We start from the raw sequence: 16,796 nt of genomic DNA, 5'->3' as shown, positions 1-16,796 counted from the left end.
TTAACTTAAAGTGCTATAACATAAACGACGGCTAAGTTACGGATATAGATAGAAAAATGGGCATTTTCGGGTTCCTGGATAAAAAGACCAAGCCGGTGTTAGGGCTGGATATCAGTTCTACTTCGGTCAAGCTCCTGGAGTTGAGCCGCAATGGCGACCGCTACCGGGTTGAAACCTATGCGGTCAGACCATTACCGCCGAACGCTGTCGTTGAGAAAAATATCAACGACGAAGAAGCGGTGGCGGAGGTGATACGGGCGTTGGTCAAACAGTCGAAGACCAAGTTGCGGCAAGCTGCAGTTTCTGTGGCAGGCTCTGCTGTGATCACTAAAGTGATCGAAATGCCCGCCGGGTTATCAGACGATGATCTGGAAAACCGCATATACATCGAAGCCGATCAATATATCCCATTCGATACCGACGAGGTATCCATTGATTTTGAAGTTCAGGGGGAGTCGCCCGATGACCCAGAACAGGTGCAGGTCTTACTCGCCGCCTGCCGAACTGAGAATATCGACACTCGCGTGGCAACCATACAGCTAGCTGGCCTTGAAGAGAAGGTGGTTGATGTCGAAGCTTACGCTATGGAGCGCGCCTTTGAGTTTGTCCTCGAGCAACTGGAAGATCAGGACAATCAAGTGGTCGCGGTGCTCGACGTCGGGGCCACCATGACAACCTTGAGCGTGCTAGTGGACGGTAAAACCGTATACACCCGTGAGCAGCTGTTTGGCGGCCGTCAATTGACTGAAGAAATACAAAGGCGCTATGGGTTGTCAGCGGACGAGGCAGGCCTTGCTAAAAAACAGGGCGGTCTGCCCGATGATTACGAATCGGAAGTGTTGCAACCATTTAAAGAAGCTGTGATTCAACAGGTTACCCGCTCGTTACAGTTCTTTTTCTCCGCCAGTGAGTACAACGATGTCGACTACATTGTGTTGGCAGGTGGCGTTGCGTCAATGGAAGGCTTGACTGAGTTAATCGAAGAGAAACTGGGTACTCAAACCCTAGTGGCAAACCCGTTTGCCAATATGTCGGTGGCCTCAAGGGTAAATGCGGCGGCTCTGGCGAATGACGCTCCTTCATTGATGGTGGCTGCGGGCTTGGCGATGAGGAGTTTTGACTGATGGCGACAATTAACTTACTACCCTGGCGCGACAAATATCGCGAGGAAAAGAAGAAAGAATTTATAGTCATAATGCTTGGCGTGGCAGTGATCGCTGGATTGGTGGCGTTTGTCTGGATATCTCATGTAAACGGCAAGGTGGATCACCAGCGACAGCGTAACCAAATGCTAGAGCAAGAAATTTCCCAGCTCGATAAAAAAGTCAAAGAAATTGAAGATCTGCAAACCCGTCGCGAAGAATTACTTGAGTTGATGAGGTTGATTAGAGACCTGGAAGGTACCCGTTCGGTCATTGTGCATCAATTCGATGACTTGGTTCGCGCCCTGCCTGACGGTGTGTTTTTAACTGAGCTTTCGCGGGTCGGAAGTATCGTCAGTATTTCAGGTATCGCTGAGTCGAATAACCGCGTATCGAGTTTTATGCGCAACCTAGCCGCTTCCGATTGGTACGACGAGCCTAACCTGTCCTCGGTTGAAGTGGCGCCAGAGGAGGGTGGTCAGGCTAACTCATTTGAGATGACTGTTAAGGCAGTGTTGTCGCCAGAGCTCCGCAAAGCGGCCGAAGAGGAGGCGAACTAATGTCTTGGAAAGATTCAATAGAGCGAGCGCGGGAGTTTGATTATAGCGACTCAGAAAAACTGGGTGTATGGCCTCTGCCGACGAAGATTCTCATTTGTTTGTTTATCGCTGGCGCTCTTGTTTTCGCGGCCTACTGGTTCAAGGTGAAGACTATTGAGCAGCAATTGTCTGGTGAGCAAGCGAAAGAGCGAACACTTTGGAGTTCATTTGAATCGAAGGCCGCGCAGGCTGCCAACCTGGACGCTTACAAAGAGCAAATGCAAGAGATGAAGGCATCCTTTGAGTCACTGCTTTCTCGCTTGCCGACAGATACAGAAGTTGCCGGCTTACTAGACGATATAGATGCGCGCAGTGTCGAGAGTGGGTTGGGTGATTTTAAATTAGATTTGCAAGCAGAGCAGGATGCAGAGTATTACGTTGAAAAACCCATACAGGTGAGTGTTAGGGGTGGATACCACGATTTCGGCGGTTTTGTCAGTGGGATTGCTGGCATGCCGCGTATCGTTACTTTGCACGACTTCTCGATTGAGCAATCCGACGGCGGTGGTGATCTTACCATGCAGATTACGGCTAAAACGTATTATTACCAGGGAGGGGAGCAAGGCGATGCGCAATAGATTCTCCAAATTGGTAGTGGTTCCAATGGTGCTAATGTTAGCGGCTTGTGGTGGCGGTGGCGATCTTAACGGGTTGCGAGATAAGATCGAGGAGACCAAGCGGCGCCCTGGGAAACAAATAGAGCCATTGCCAGTATTTCGCCCGTTGCCGCCATTTGCTTATGCTGCGATGACGTTGCGTAGTCCTTTTGAGCGGCCGATTGAAGAGTTGGCCAGCGTGAAAGGCGGTAAAACCGTAGAGCCAGATTTAAGTCGCCCCAAAGAATATTTAGAAAACTTCAGTATCACCAATATGAGTATGGTGGGTACTGTAGAGCAGAACGGTACCCTTTGGGCGTTGGTAGACACCGGGCCCGGAAGTCAGCGCAGTGTTGAACCGGTTACTATTGGAAATTATATGGGGCGGAATCACGGCAAAATCATTACGGCATCACCCAATCAAATTGAAGTGATGGAAATTGTTGCCGATGGCGATGGCGGCTGGGTCGAGCGTCCTCGTATTATTAAATTAGAAGAAAAGGAATAGGCAGTCATGCGTGCTTTGTTCTTAGTGGGGTTTAAGATGAAAAACACTCTAGCTTTGTTATTGGTGTCGATGCTGGCTCCACTGGTTGGGGCTGCTACCCTCGACGATATTCGCTTCGCCGAGCTGCCTAATCAGCGCTTTGAGGTACAGTTGACCTTTAGTGATGCACCACCGGAGCCGGAAGGCTACACCATAGAAAGTCCCGCACGTATCGTTCTGGATTTTCCCGAAGTCGTTAGCAAGTTGGCCGAGCGTCGGTATCCTCTGGCTTTTGATAATGGCAACAGTGCATTGGTTCTGACATCAGGTGAACGCACACGCTTGATCATCAATCTGGAGCGCTTGTCTTCTTACAATGCCCGGGTTGAGGGAAATACCTATTTTGTCGAAGTGGGGGCGGGCTCGTCAGAGCTGAAAGTCAGTAATCGTAAGACCGAAACTGCCACTGCGGTTGAGCAAAGTAAAGGTGGGGATGTCGGTGGTGAGCGTGAGATATCGGCTGTTGACTTTCGTCGGGGTGAGGACGGTGAAGGTCGTATTATTGTCGACTTGTCTGACAGTACAATCAGTGCTGATATGCGCGATACTTCTGAGGGTTTGCGGGTTCGCTTTTCCAACACCTTTGTGGCACAAGCGTTGCGCCGCCGTCTGGATGTCATTGACTTTGCCACTCCCGTCCACCTGATTTCTGTCGATAATGACTCGGGCGATGCCGTTATCAATGTTAAAGCTGAAGGTGATTACGACTACCTTGCCTATCAGACGGGCAATCGTTACGTGGTGAGCGTCAAGCCGCTAACAGAGCGAGAAAAAGCCGAGCAGGAGCGGTTGTTTGAATACACGGGGGCGCGTCTATCCTTTAATTTCCAGGATATTGAAGTGCGTGCGGTATTGCAGATTATTGCCGACTTTACTGATCTCAATCTGGTGGCGTCCGATACGGTACAAGGGCGGATTACACTTCGTCTGGACAACGTACCCTGGGATCAAGCGCTGGATATGGTGCTAAAAACGAAAGGGCTCGACAAGCGTCAGGAGGGTAACGTCTTGATGGTAGCGCCAGCTGCAGAAATTGCCGAGCGCGAGCGTCAGGAGCTGTCTACCAAGCGGCAGCTAGAGGAGTTGGCACCGCTGCGTACTGAATATATTCGCATCAGTTATGCCAGTGCCGAGGAAGTATTTAATATCGCAATGGGTGGGGAAAGTGGAAATCGTCGCGACAGTAATCGAGGAGCGACCTACTCGCTGATGTCCGAGCGAGGCCATGCGGTGGTTGACCAGCGTACTAACTCAATCATCATTACAGATACCGCCGATCGCGTTGAAGCTTTTAAGCGTTTGCTAGAAGAAATTGACGTGCCGATTAAGCAGGTCATGATTGAGGCGCGACTGGTAATTGCTAATAAAGACTTCCGCGAAGAGCTGGGGGTTCGTTGGGGCGGCGTTGGCGCAAGCCTGACCAGCGACGCACTGTTTGAGGTGGGCGGCTCTACTTCGGGTCTGGACTCCTCCCCTGGTAGTCCGGCTGATTTCATCTACGGTGGTGGGTCAATGAATCTGAATGAAAATATGATGGTTGATCTAGGGGTCGCTAACCCTGTAGGAAGTATTGCGTTTGGCCTTTTGACTGACAACACCTATCTTGATCTTGAGCTTTCTGCCATGGAGTACAACGGCTATGCGGAAATTGTTTCGCAGCCAAAAGTTGTGACGGGCGACAAGCAACAAGCCGTGATCTCTACCGGTAGTGAAATTCCGTATCAGGAGGCCTCTGCCAGTGGTGCTACAGCAGCCTCATTTAAAGAGGTATTGTTGGAGCTGGATGTGACCCCGCAGATTACGCCTGATAACAACATTATTATGGATTTGATTATCAAGAAGGATCTGCTAGCTGAGTTTAACCAAGAGTTTGGCGTTCCCATTATCGATGTAACGCATGTGCAAACGAAAGTGTTGGTGAACGATGGCCAGACAATTGTACTGGGCGGTATTTTTGAAATGGAGCAACTCAAGGGTATCGATAAGGTGCCATTCTTGGGGGACATTCCTTACCTTGGTCGATTGTTCCGCCGAGATACAGTAGCGACAGAAAAGAGTGAGCTACTCGTGTTCATTACTCCGCGCATTATGTCGGATGAGCTGACCGATTGATCCATGAGTAAGCCCCACGTATTTCTTGTCGGCCCCATGGGGGTCGGCAAGTCCACTATTGGTCGACTTCTGGCCAGCGAGTTAGGTTTGCCTTTCGTCGATACTGACCGGGTTATTGAGGAGCGTACCGGCGCCGATATTCCCTGGATTTTTGATATGGAAGGCGAAGAAGGTTTTCGTCTGCGTGAAACCAATGTACTCTCTGATCTTTGCCAAATGCGGGCTGCGGTCATTGCAACCGGCGGTGGCATAGTGACTCAGGAGGCCAATATTGAGCTTATGCGCAATCACGGTTCGGTCTGTTATCTGCGTGCCTCACTTGAGCAGTTGGCTGAGCGTACCGCTCGCGACAAGAAGCGGCCTCTGCTTCAAGTCGAAAATCCTCGCGAAAAAATCGCTCAGATTCTTATGGAAAGAGAGCCTAGCTATACGTCTGTGGCAAATTTCACGGTAAACACCGACCGTCACGGTCCTAAAGCGGCGGTTCAGGAGATATTACAGCAGCTTGGGCGTAGCAGGAGCTAAGGCTCTAGTATGCTAATATAGCGGTTTTTAATACAGATGGGCTGCTATGAAAAAGTTGAGTGTCGAGCTGGGTGAGCGCAGCTACCCTATTTATATCGGTTTTGACTTAATACAGAACGATAATCTACTGAAGTCCCATATTCATGGGAGACAGGTTTGCGTGGTCACGAATGAGACCATTGCCCCTCTTTACTTAAATCACTATCGACAATCACTTGGCAGCGCAGGCTTTGAAGTCTCGACAGTAGTGCTTCCCGATGGTGAATCTCATAAAAACCTGGCTACGTTAGACCGTATCTTTAGTCATTTGCTGGAGCAGCGCTTTGATAGGTCTTGCACGTTGATTGCGTTGGGCGGTGGTGTCGTCGGGGATATGACAGGCTTTGCTGCGGCCAGTTATCAGCGCGGGATAAATTTCATCCAGGTACCTACAACGCTCTTATCTATGGTGGATTCCTCGGTGGGAGGGAAAACAGGCGTTAATCATGCACTGGGCAAGAATATGATCGGTGCGTTTTATCAGCCGCAAGCAGTGATCGCCGATGTCGCACTGCTCGCGTCACTGCCCAGACGTGAACTCGCCGCGGGGGTTGCCGAAGTAATCAAGTATGGGTTGATTTGCGATGCCCCGTTTTTCAATTGGCTCGAGTCGAACATTGATAGTGTGATGGCCGGTAATGTAGAGGCTCTGTCCTACTGTGTTGAGCGCTCTTGTGACGACAAAGCTAAAGTGGTTGCCCAGGACGAGCGCGAGGGCGGTGTTCGTGCCATTCTCAACCTTGGTCACACGTTCGGCCACGCTATCGAAAATGCTCAGGGTTATGGTGTTTGGTTACATGGCGAGGCCGTTGCCACCGGGATGTTAATGGCAATAGACCTGTCTGTGCGTATGGGGTTGTTGGCAAGCGATGTTCTCGATCGATCAATTAAATTGATTGAGCTCGCGGGTCTACCGATCAAAGGGCCAGCCAATATGACAAACCAGCAGTATCTAGACCTTATGTCAGTTGATAAGAAAGTTCAGGATGGTCAGCTGCGTCTTATATTATTGAAGAGCCTAGGTGAGGCCTTTGTGACGTCCGATATTGATAGTGAATTGTTGTTGCAAACCTTGGACGCTTTTCGAACATAGGTGGAGAGGCCATTGCCCATTATTGATTATATGGACGAGCTGGATTTACATTCGGATCCATTTACTTCTGAGCAAGACGAGCTCTGGCCCGGGTTGGTTCAGCTGGGCCAGCTGCTGGTACACGAGCTTGAATTCTCTCAGTCTTTAGCTTACCTCAGCGGATGTGCTGGGGAGGGCAAGACAGTTCTCGCTCAGTGGGCATGCCGCCAGCTAGGGGCGAGCCATGAGGCGCTATTTTTAGATGCACAGAAGGGTGAGGGGGCACTCCAGATCGCTCACAAACTCAATGATTGGTTACTGTTGCCGCCCCCAACTGGTGGTGAACCAGTCGAATGGTTTGCCGGCGCGGCGCAAGTGATCAATGGGGAAGGTTTAGGGATTGTTTTTATTGTTATCGACAATATTGATCGTATTCCTGCGAAACAAACTATTGATTGGCTGTTAGCTTTAGACCGGCTGCAGGTTTTTCAGACCGGTCGGCTCAAGGTTTTGCTCTTAGGGCGTGTACCTGCTTGTGATGTTATACCAGAAAATTTGACCTGCACTACATTTACGGCTGCTCTGCCAAAGCCCGATGCAGCTGAGCTAACCGCATGGCTGAATCAGCGATTTTTACATGCAGGTGCAGATGAGCTAGTGTTCGATCTGAAAGTAGGTGAGCATATATGGCAGGTAGCTGATGGCAGTTTCGCGCGAGCTCTTGAATTGGCTCGCAGGGAGATAATGGAAAATGGTGCGGCTATTAACCAAGTCAAACCAAAGGCCCGGCACTCATTACCGGTTGTGCATATTGTCGCTGTCGCCGCCTTAATCGCAAGTCTTTCCGTAATCTACCTTTATAGTTCTGATGATGGACCTGAGGAGTCGCTGGTCACAAGCAGGCTCGAATTGCCAAGGAGCGCACAGCTAGAAAAACCGTCAAATAATACTTCACAGGCGGAGCATTCAAGCAGTAGCACTGCTTTTCAAGCCCCTGATCGTGTTATTGATCGGGAATTGGACCTTGGTGCGGGGCATGAGTTTGACGAGTCGTTGGAGCCTAAGGGTATTGTGGCTGATCAGGCTTTGGAGGAGGGGGGGCACTCAGAGGCGGCTTCACCTCAAAGTATTACCTCAGAGCCTAACGTGCCGGTGGAGGAGCAATTTTTCAGTGTCAGGCCTGAGTGGATTGAATATAGCGATGATGAGCTTGAGTTGTTGTCGTGGATAGCAAGTGACTTTACTTATCAGGTGTTAGGTGTGAGCAGTTTACGCTCGGCAAAGCGCTATGTGGAGGAGCAAAGCAACTCTGATATATTGCGTATCTACAACACAAGGCGAAAAGGAAAGGCTTGGTTTGTTGTAGTGGCCGGTCGGTTCGCGACTAAGCCAGAGGCACAAGCGGCTAAAGATACCAGTTTAAATTCAACGCAACTGGCTGCGGGGCCGTGGCTGAGACCGCTAACGGATATTCAGAGGGAGATTTCTAAAGATTAGGTTTGCTATGGGTTTTCTGCTAAAGCTGAAAGATTGTTAGGTGACAGCAAAAAGGTAAAATACACAGGTCTCTAGCGCAATCAGCAAAGCCCCTTGTCGTTGTCGATAAGGGGCTTTGCTCTGGGCAGGGAATAGCCGTTTAGTCTTCTTCAATAACGCTCGAGCTAGTGACGGAGATGAAAACCGTTTCAATAACGCTGCCGCCAAAGGGGCCCGGAATTTCTATGTTGATAGCAGCCAGGCCACTTGGTAGCTCGGTTGTGCCTCCAACAAATACAACCTGCATAATTCCAGGTTCTTGCGATTTGGCCACGCCCCCGTTGGGGTAAACTTCGGCTGAATCAATACCTGCACCGGTGAAATCCAATGAAAGCTCCGTACCGCCAGGGATGCCATTGCCATTGCAGTCGGCTAGCAGCATTGCGATTGAGACCACGCCTCCCAATGGCACATCAACAGCCTGAGTGGGTTGCCCGGGAAGCCGGCCGTCGCTGGTGCGCAAGGTGCTGTTGCACGACATGACCAGAAGCATGTCATCGCGGACCAATATAGGCGCGCGACTGCACAAGCCCGCTGTCTCATCTTCGGCGCGACACAATACGCCATTGTAAATTTCATTGCCGTAGTTATATTCCTGATCGACCTCTTCATTGATTGTTGCTATTTCTTCTTGGGCATCGTACCGGCCGTTGAAGTTTCTATCTATGTAGGGATCTCCTAGGTCGTCGCAACCGTAGGCGTCGGAGTTCTGCGACGTTTGGTGCGAGGCAGAGCCTGACGTGGGGACGTTATTTAGACAATTCTGTCGGCGGGCCGCAGGGTCGCCCTCCTGGCTGTCCTCGTTGTAAAACACATCTACTTCCGGATCGTAGAGGCCATTGCCGTTACTGTCTATAAAAGACTCATTACCTATGGTTGTGGCGACAATTTTAAGTCTTCCGTCCCGGCACTCCGAACCATTGGTGCCGGCCCGATTGCCATCAGGGCATATTAAAGTTAAATTCTGCTCGTCGATGGTGAAGTTTTGATCAAACTCGGGTCGAGGGTTTTGACTCTGCCAGGTTACACTGCAGCGGCCCGAAGCGTCATCATCAAGGCTGGTTGAAACTAAGCAGGCCGAGCTAATCGCGCCGCCGCTTGTGGTGAAATATACCGGGGTACCGTCTGGGGCGGGGTTATTAAAGGCGTCTGCTACGTTGACGGTAATCTCCGAAGTAACACCATTAAAGTTCCACGAGTTAGGAGCAATATCAGACGCCGCAATGCTCATGCTGTTCTGGTCGGGGAGGCCTGTTGAAACTACTACTTCACTCGACTGAGTTGATATTCCACCATCGGTTGTGGCGGTGATTCGAACGCTTGTTGGCACTGTGCCAGATTGCACGGTTGTGCTGACGTAGCCGTCGTTATCACTGATGGCGCTGTCGTTAACGAGTTTCAGGCCGCCGGCGGTAGTATTAAGTTCAAAACTAACATTGACGTCTTTCATGGGGGCACCGGTACTGCCCTTAACACGAAAGCGAATAGAGGTGGATTCGTCTCCGCCCGTGCCTTTCAGTGAAATAAATTGTGGATCGGCATCAATGTAGCTAAGGCTGCTCACCGTGTCGGCTTCTACTTCGATGGTAGCAGAAGCGGAAATTACGCTACCTCCGTAGCTGGTTGTCGCCTGAATGCTGTCTGAGCCTACACAGCCATTAGCGATGTAGCGGATAGAAGCTTGTCCGTTACTGGTGTTAACAACGTTGGTGGGGCAGTCCGCATCGCAGGTTAATCCACCGCGCGGCTCAAACAGGGACTCCTCGTTGGCAAAGCAGGGTGATGTAAAGGTAACCTGCACGCTGTCGGTGATTAGGCTGCCGTTGTTGACCACATTTACGCTAAGCAACGTGTTGCCGCCCGCGGAAAGTGCAGATTCGCCGATGCCAACGTTTATCTCGCCGGCGCGAAAGTCGGTACCGTTACCTGCGCCAATTTGCGCAAGATCATTGCCGGCATCTCCACCAGCACTGCTGCTGCTTCCACCACCGCCATTGATGCCGTCAAGCGCAGTGCCGCTGCTACCGCCGCCACAGGCCGCGAGACCTGCGGTCAGTATTAAGATGCTGGTGAGTGTCGATGCTCGTGACCCGAATGTCTGTATCCGCATGTCTATGTCCTGAAGTTATCGGTATTGTCTTATTTCCTGGCCACCGAATTCTATATGCCTTTGAGTTTGACTGTGCTTATCTTCGGTGTGAATTCTGGGTTTACGAGCACAAAATACTCGAAACACCGCTCCAATTGCTTAAACTAGCGCAATTTTCGAGCGGGATAAAGGCCTGATTGGATTAAAATGTCGATTAGTGACACATTTTTACAAATTCTTTTAATTTCAGGCTCTTGTTGGTAGGTGTTATTGTAGTTTCTCAGTACCGGCGGCGCCAATTTGGCGATTGTGTGTTGCAATTTTGAGCGGTTGCCCCTAATCTCGAAACAACAGTTCTGGCACCTCAAATCTAACAAAATCTGTACGGTCGTGAATGGCCGGCATTTTGCTCGCCCGCTTGCCTAAAATGGCTCCAGCGGGTAATATTCTGCGCCCATTTGTATAGCCCCTCTAGTTCAGGGGCTTTTTTGTCTGGCGCACTGCAATGGGCTGATTTATGCGACGGTGCGAGTTTAAACAGTATTAATTGAGAGACAGCGTATGACCACTGGTCTGTACAGTTTGGACGAGTTCAAAGACAATTGTGGCTTTGGGTTGATTGCCCATTTAAAAGGTAAAACCAGCCACCGCTTACTCGAAACTGCTATCGAATCATTGACCTGCATGACCCATCGCGGCGGCATTGCGGCAGATGGCAAAACCGGTGACGGCTGTGGTCTACTGCTGCAAAAGCCCGATTCTTTCTTGCGCGCGGTTGCGCAAGAGGCTGGCTGCAACCCCCTCAATGAGCTCTACGGTGTAGGTTCTGTCATGCTAAGCCGCAGTGTTGAGCAGGCCGAAGCGGCACGCAAAGCGCTGGAAGAGGCGTTGCAGGGCGAGGGACTTGAGGTGGCCGGGTGGCGTGAAGTCCCGGTGGACTCCAGCTGTTTGGGGCCAATGGCGCTTGAATCGCTGCCGCTGTTTAACCACATCTTTATTAATGCTGCGGACGACATCCCGAAAGAAGAGTTCGGTGCCAAGCTGCTGATGGCCCGTCGCCGCGCTGAGTTGGCGCTCAAAGACGATCCGTCATTTTATATTGCCAGCCTAAGCACCGGCATTTTGTCTTATAAAGGCTTGATGATGCCGGTGGATTTGCCCCAGTTCTTTACCGATCTGGCCGACGAGCGTCTGGAAACAGCAATCTGTGTATTCCACCAGCGTTTCTCCACCAATACCTCACCCAAGTGGCCGCTGGCTCAGCCGTTCCGTATGTTGGCGCACAATGGTGAGATTAATACGGTCATGGGTAACCGCAATTGGTCTGTGGCGCGTACCGATAAGTTCTCTACGCCGCTGCTGCCAAAAATCTCCGAAGTGGCACCTTTGGTGAATCGCACTGGCTCCGATTCATCCAGCTTAGACAATATGCTTGAAGTGCTGCTGATCGGTGGCATGGAGCTACACCGGGCAATTCGTATGCTGGTGCCGCCTGCGTGGCAGAATGTCGAGCATATGGATTCTGACCTGCGCGCCTTCTATGAATACAACTCAATGCACGTCGAGCCCTGGGATGGCCCTGCCGGTTTGGTGATTACCGATGGCCGTTATGCCGTATGTACTCTGGATCGCAATGGCCTGCGCCCGTCGCGCTGGGTTATCACCAAGGATGACTTGATTACGGTTGCCTCAGAAGTAGGCGTATACGACTACAAACCCGAAGATGTGGTGGCTAAAGGTCGTTTGGGGCCAGGTCAGATACTATCGGTAGACACTCAGACCGGAAATTTGTATCACACCAAAGATATCGATGAACAACTCAAGCAGGGTAAGCCTTACAAGCAGTGGCTGAAAGACAATGCGGTTCGTATAGAGTCCACGCTTGAGTCTGATGTGGCAGAAAATGGCCTGGCCGCCGATGTCATGAAAGCCTATATGAAGCAATATCAGGTCACCTTTGAGGAGCGCGATCAAGTGTTGCGCCCGCTAGCTGAAGGTGGTCAGGAGGCCGTAGGATCGATGGGGGATGACACCCCTATGGCTGTGCTCAGCAGTAAGCAACGTCAGCTGTACGATTACTTCCGTCAGCAATTTGCGCAGGTAACTAATCCTCCGATCGACCCGTTGCGCGAAGCGATCGTCATGTCGCTGGAAACCTGTATAGGTCGTGAGCTATCGGTTTATGAGGAAACGGAAGAGCATGCCAACCGGGTGATTCTGACCTCTCCGGTCTTGTCGCCGTCCAAATTCCGCGCGCTGAAAAACTTAGGTCGTGACGACTACCGGGCACAGACGTTTACGCTGGCATACGATCCGGACGTTACTCATCTGCAACAGGCCATTGAATCGCTGCGTAGTGAGGTGGCTGAGGCTGTGCGAAGCGGTGTGGTCATCGTTATATTGAGTGATATGGGGCTGTCCAAGGGCCAGGTGCCAATTCATGCCCTGCTGGCAACCGGTGCGGTACACCACTACCTGACACAGGAAGGGCTGCGCTGCGATGCCAATATCGTTATAGAGACCGGCACTGCACGTGATTCGCATCAGGTGGCGACTTTGATTGGTTACGGCGCTACCGCGGTGTACCCATACCTCAGTTACTATGTGATGAATGACTTGATCAACAAGGGCGAGTTGCTCACCGATGTGGATCACGCCTACAAGAATTATCGCAAAGGTCTCGATAAGGGGCTGTTAAAGATTCTGTCTAAAATGGGTATCAGCACCATTACCTCTTACCGCGGAGCCCAATTATTTGAAGCGATTGGCTTGGCAGAAGATGTAGTTGATATGTGCTTTACCGGCACTGCATCACGCATTAAGGGTGCCCGGTTCGAAGATTTAGAGGCCGACCAAAAAGCGTTGGCAAAAACTGCCTGGCTGGATCGCAAGCCAATCATTCAGGGTGGTTTACTCAAATACGTTCACGGTCAGGAATATCACGCCTTTAACCCCGATGTGGTGCAAGCGCTGCAGGTTGCGGTTCAGTCGGGTGATTGGAAGCACTGGCAAAAATACTCGGATCTGGTGAACGATCGTCCGGTTGCCACACTGCGCGATTTGATAAAAGTGCGCGGCGGTGTCAATGAACCTATTGCGTTGGATGAAGTTGAGCCGATAGAAAAAATTATTCAGCGCTTTGACTCTGCCGGTATGTCTTTGGGTGCACTGTCGCCGGAGGCTCACGAAGCCTTAGCTGAGGCTATGAATAGCCTAGGCGGCCGCTCTAACAGTGGTGAAGGTGGTGAAGACCCTGTTCGCTTTAACTCCCCTAAAGTGTCGAAAATCAAACAGATTGCTTCGGGCCGTTTTGGTGTAACGCCGCATTACTTAGTGAACGCAGAAGTTTTGCAGATTAAAGTTGCTCAGGGCGCCAAGCCTGGTGAGGGTGGACAGCTGCCCGGCGGTAAGGTGAATGATCTAATCGCGCGTCTGCGCTATTCAGTGCCCGGTGTAACCCTGATTTCACCGCCGCCACACCACGATATTTATTCGATCGAGGATCTGGCGCAGCTGATTTACGATCTCAAGCAAGTGAACCCGGATGCACTGGTGTCTGTGAAACTGGTCTCTCGTCCGGGCGTGGGCACCATCGCCGCGGGTGTAGCGAAAGCGTACGCTGATTTGATCACAATTTCCGGTTACGACGGTGGTACAGCGGCCAGTCCGTTAACCTCGATTCGTTACGCGGGTTCGCCTTGGGAGTTAGGCCTGTCGGAAACCCATCAGACCCTGCGTGCCAATGACCTGCGCGATAAGGTGCGGGTGCAAACAGACGGCGGCTTGAAAACCGGCTTAGACGTTATTAAGGCTGCCATGTTGGGTGCCGAGAGCTTCGGCTTTGGTACCGCCCCAATGGTGGCGCTGGGCTGTAAGTACCTGCGTATATGCCACCTGAACAACTGCGCGACTGGTGTTGCTACCCAGAACGACAAATTGCGCCGCGATCACTATATCGGCACGGTTGAAATGGCAAAAAACTTCTTCCGCTTTGTGGCTGAGGAAGCGCGTCTGCTGATGGCAGATCTTGGGGTTCGCTCGCTGGCGGAGCTGGTCGGCCGGGTGGATCTACTGGAGCTGACCGAAGGCGTTACCAACAAGCAAAAGCAGTTGGATTTGAGCCCAGTGGTTCATACCGACGACTTCTTGGCGACTAAGCCGCAGCTTTGTGGTGTTGAGCGCAATGTGCCTTTCGACAAAGGCGAAATGGCAGAAGCTATGGTGCGCGAGCTGTTGCCAACCATCGAAGCGAAATCTGGTGGTGAATTTTCTTTTCATATTACCAACTGCGATCGCTCCATTGGTGCGCGCATCAGCGGTGAAATAGCCAAGCGCTACGGCAATCAGGGTATGGCCGAGAAGCCTATTAAGCTGAACCTGACCGGGATTGCCGGCCAGAGCTTCGGCGTATGGAACGCTGGTGGTTTGGATATGTACCTTGAAGGCGATGCCAATGACTATGTCGGCAAAGGTATGGCCGGCGGTAAAATTGTTATTCGACCACCGAAGGGCTCTGAGTTTGCATCCAACAAAACCAGCATCATCGGTAACACCTGCCTGTATGGTGCTACCGGCGGTAAGCTGTTCGCCTCGGGTACGGCCGGTGAACGCTGCGGCGTGCGCAACTCTGGCGCACACGTTGTGGTGGAAGGTGCAGGTGATCACTGCTGTGAATACATGACAGGTGGTGTGGTCACGGTGCTTGGTGATACCGGTGTTAACTTCGGTGCAGGCATGACCGGTGGTTTCGCTTACGTGCTCGACGAGAACAATAACTTTGTTGATCGTTACAACCATGAGCTGGTAGAGATTCATCGTGTTGATACCGAATCTTTGGAAGCGCACCGCAATCACTTGCGCGGCATAATTGAAGAGTTTACTCGTGAAACCGACAGCACTTGGGGTGCCGAGCTGCTGGCTAAGTTTGATGATTATGTGGGTAAGTTCTGGTTAGTCAAACCTAAAGCAGCCAGTTTTAAAAGCTTGTTAGAAAGTTTTAAAACACACGGCGAATAATTCTTTAGGTTGAACAGTTTAGAGGCATAAAATATGGCCGATCGTTTAAGTAACAACTTCCAGTTTCTCGATGTGGGTCGTCAGGACCCGTCGAAAAAAGATATTGCTACCCGCAAACATCAGTTTGTGGAAATTTATGAACCCTACAGTAAAGAGCAGGTGGCCGACCAATCCCATCGCTGTTTGGAGTGTGGCAATCCCTACTGTGAGTGGAAGTGTCCGGTACACAACTTTATTCCTAACTGGTTGAAGTTGATTTCTGAGGGCAATATTTTTGAAGCTGCCGAGCTGAGTCATCAGACCAATACCTTGCCTGAAGTGTGTGGCCGTGTTTGCCCACAAGACCGCTTGTGTGAAGGTGCATGTACTTTGAATGACGGTTTTGGTGCGGTGACTATTGGTAATGCTGAAAAGTATATTACCGATACTGCCTTTGCCATGGGCTGGCGCCCTGACATGTCCAAGGTAACCTGGACAGATAAAAAAGTTGCCATTATTGGCGCCGGTCCTGCCGGGCTGGGCTGCGCTGATGTGCTTGTGCGCAATGGTGTGAAGCCTGTAGTGTTTGACCGCTATCCCGAAATTGGCGGATTGTTAACGTTTGGTATTCCAGAGTTTAAGCTGGAAAAAACCGTTATGAGTCGTCGCCGCGAGATTTTTACTGATATGGGTGTTGAGTTTCGGCTCAATACTGACGTAGGTAAAGATGTCACCATGGAGCAGCTGCTTAGTGATTATGACGCTGTGTTTATGGGTATGGGTACTTATACATACATGAAGGGTGGTTTTGCCGGTGAAGACTTGCCGGGCGTTTACGATGCGTTACCCTTTTTAGTCTCTAACGTGAATCGCAATTTAGGCTTTGAAAAAAGCGCTGATGATTTCATTAGTGTTGCCGGCAAGCGTGTGGTTGTCTTGGGTGGTGGCGATACCGCTATGGATTGTAACCGTACCTCAATCCGACAAGGCGCAGAAAGTGTTGCGTGTGCTTATCGTCGCGATGAAGAGAATATGCCGGGATCTAAGCGCGAAGTAGCTAATGCGCGTGAAGAGGGGGTTGAGTTCTTGTTTAATCGCCAACCTGTTGCCATTGTCGGTGAGGACAAGGTGGAAGGTGTTAAGGTGGTTACTACCCAGCTCGGTGAACCCGATGAAAATGGCCGTCGCCGTCCCGAACCTATCGCTGGTAGTGAAGAAATATTACCTGCGGATGTTGTTCTGATTGCGTTTGGCTTTAGACCTAACCCTCCCGAGTGGTTAAAAGATCACAATGTCGCGGTCAATGGCTGGGGCGGAGTGGAAGCTCCTGAAGAGCAAGAATTTAAATTCCAAACCAGTAACCCTAAAGTATTTGCCGGCGGTGATATGGTGCGTGGCTCCGACTTGGTGGTTACTGCCATTTGGGAAGGTCGCCAAGCCGCGGATGGCATCCTCGACTACCTGGAAGTTTGATCGAAGGCCGGTCTTAAGACCGGCTTTTTTTTGCCAAATGGTTTATCCACTGTGTGATGTGCCCACCTTAT

The 16,796-nt window shown here is 51.0% G+C and carries 11 protein-coding genes; 10 read left to right on the top strand and 1 reads right to left on the bottom strand.

The window, feature by feature from the left end; translation table 11 throughout:
• Positions 1–56 precede the first annotated feature (56 nt).
• From QWI17_RS16245 to QWI17_RS16210, 8 genes are read left to right on the top strand one after another with little or no spacing between them, the layout of a single operon-like run.
• Positions 57–1,124: a pilus assembly protein PilM gene (locus QWI17_RS16245; protein WP_302723570.1), complete on the top strand. Its 1,068-nt coding sequence runs from the start codon at positions 57–59 to the stop codon at positions 1,122–1,124.
• Positions 1,124–1,702 carry a PilN domain-containing protein gene (locus tag QWI17_RS16240; RefSeq protein ID WP_302723569.1) on the top strand — a complete coding sequence of 193 codons (579 nt, stop codon included), beginning with the start codon at positions 1,124–1,126 and terminating at the stop codon, positions 1,700–1,702. The genes QWI17_RS16245 and QWI17_RS16240 overlap by 1 nt, the downstream gene beginning before the upstream one ends.
• Positions 1,702–2,319 carry a type IV pilus inner membrane component PilO gene (locus QWI17_RS16235; protein WP_302723568.1) on the top strand — a complete coding sequence of 206 codons (618 nt, stop codon included), beginning with the start codon at positions 1,702–1,704 and terminating at the stop codon, positions 2,317–2,319. The genes QWI17_RS16240 and QWI17_RS16235 overlap by 1 nt, the downstream gene beginning before the upstream one ends.
• On the top strand, positions 2,309–2,845 hold the full coding sequence (locus QWI17_RS16230; RefSeq protein ID WP_302723567.1) for a pilus assembly protein PilP: 537 nt from the start codon (positions 2,309–2,311) through the stop codon (positions 2,843–2,845). Before QWI17_RS16235 ends, QWI17_RS16230 begins: the two co-directional genes overlap by 11 nt.
• A gap of 36 nt (positions 2,846–2,881) precedes the next feature.
• Entirely contained in the window at positions 2,882–4,996 is a 2,115-nt protein-coding gene (locus QWI17_RS16225; RefSeq protein WP_302723566.1) for a type IV pilus secretin PilQ, read from the top strand.
• A 3-nt stretch (positions 4,997–4,999) separates the two neighbouring features.
• Positions 5,000–5,521, top strand: a complete 522-nt coding sequence (locus tag QWI17_RS16220) for a shikimate kinase (protein WP_302723565.1) — start codon at positions 5,000–5,002, stop codon at positions 5,519–5,521.
• A 46-nt stretch (positions 5,522–5,567) separates the two neighbouring features.
• Positions 5,568–6,653 carry a 3-dehydroquinate synthase gene (gene aroB, locus QWI17_RS16215; protein ID WP_302723564.1) on the top strand — a complete coding sequence of 362 codons (1,086 nt, stop codon included), beginning with the start codon at positions 5,568–5,570 and terminating at the stop codon, positions 6,651–6,653.
• A gap of 12 nt (positions 6,654–6,665) precedes the next feature.
• On the top strand, positions 6,666–8,129 hold the full coding sequence (locus QWI17_RS16210) for an SPOR domain-containing protein (RefSeq protein WP_302723563.1): 1,464 nt from the start codon (positions 6,666–6,668) through the stop codon (positions 8,127–8,129).
• A gap of 139 nt (positions 8,130–8,268) precedes the next feature.
• Here QWI17_RS16210 and QWI17_RS16205 read toward each other — a convergent pair whose 3' ends face one another.
• A complete protein-coding gene (locus tag QWI17_RS16205) occupies positions 8,269–10,278 on the bottom strand; it encodes an Ig-like domain-containing protein (RefSeq protein ID WP_302723562.1) in 2,010 nt (669 codons plus the stop codon).
• Positions 10,279–10,818: 540 nt separating this feature from the next.
• On the opposite strand from QWI17_RS16205, the gene gltB reads away from it, so the two are divergent.
• Positions 10,819–15,273 carry a glutamate synthase large subunit gene (gltB, locus tag QWI17_RS16200; RefSeq protein ID WP_302723561.1) on the top strand — a complete coding sequence of 1,485 codons (4,455 nt, stop codon included), beginning with the start codon at positions 10,819–10,821 and terminating at the stop codon, positions 15,271–15,273.
• A gap of 33 nt (positions 15,274–15,306) precedes the next feature.
• A complete protein-coding gene (locus QWI17_RS16195) occupies positions 15,307–16,725 on the top strand; it encodes a glutamate synthase small subunit GltD family protein (RefSeq protein ID WP_302723560.1) in 1,419 nt (472 codons plus the stop codon).
• Positions 16,726–16,796: the final 71 nt, after the last annotated feature.

It is taken from the genome of Gilvimarinus gilvus (genome assembly GCF_030518155.1).
Classification (GTDB): Bacteria; Pseudomonadota; Gammaproteobacteria; order Pseudomonadales; family Cellvibrionaceae; genus Gilvimarinus; species Gilvimarinus gilvus.
Note: the sequence above shows the minus strand (reverse complement) of the source record. Positions and strands in the feature narration are given on the sequence as shown.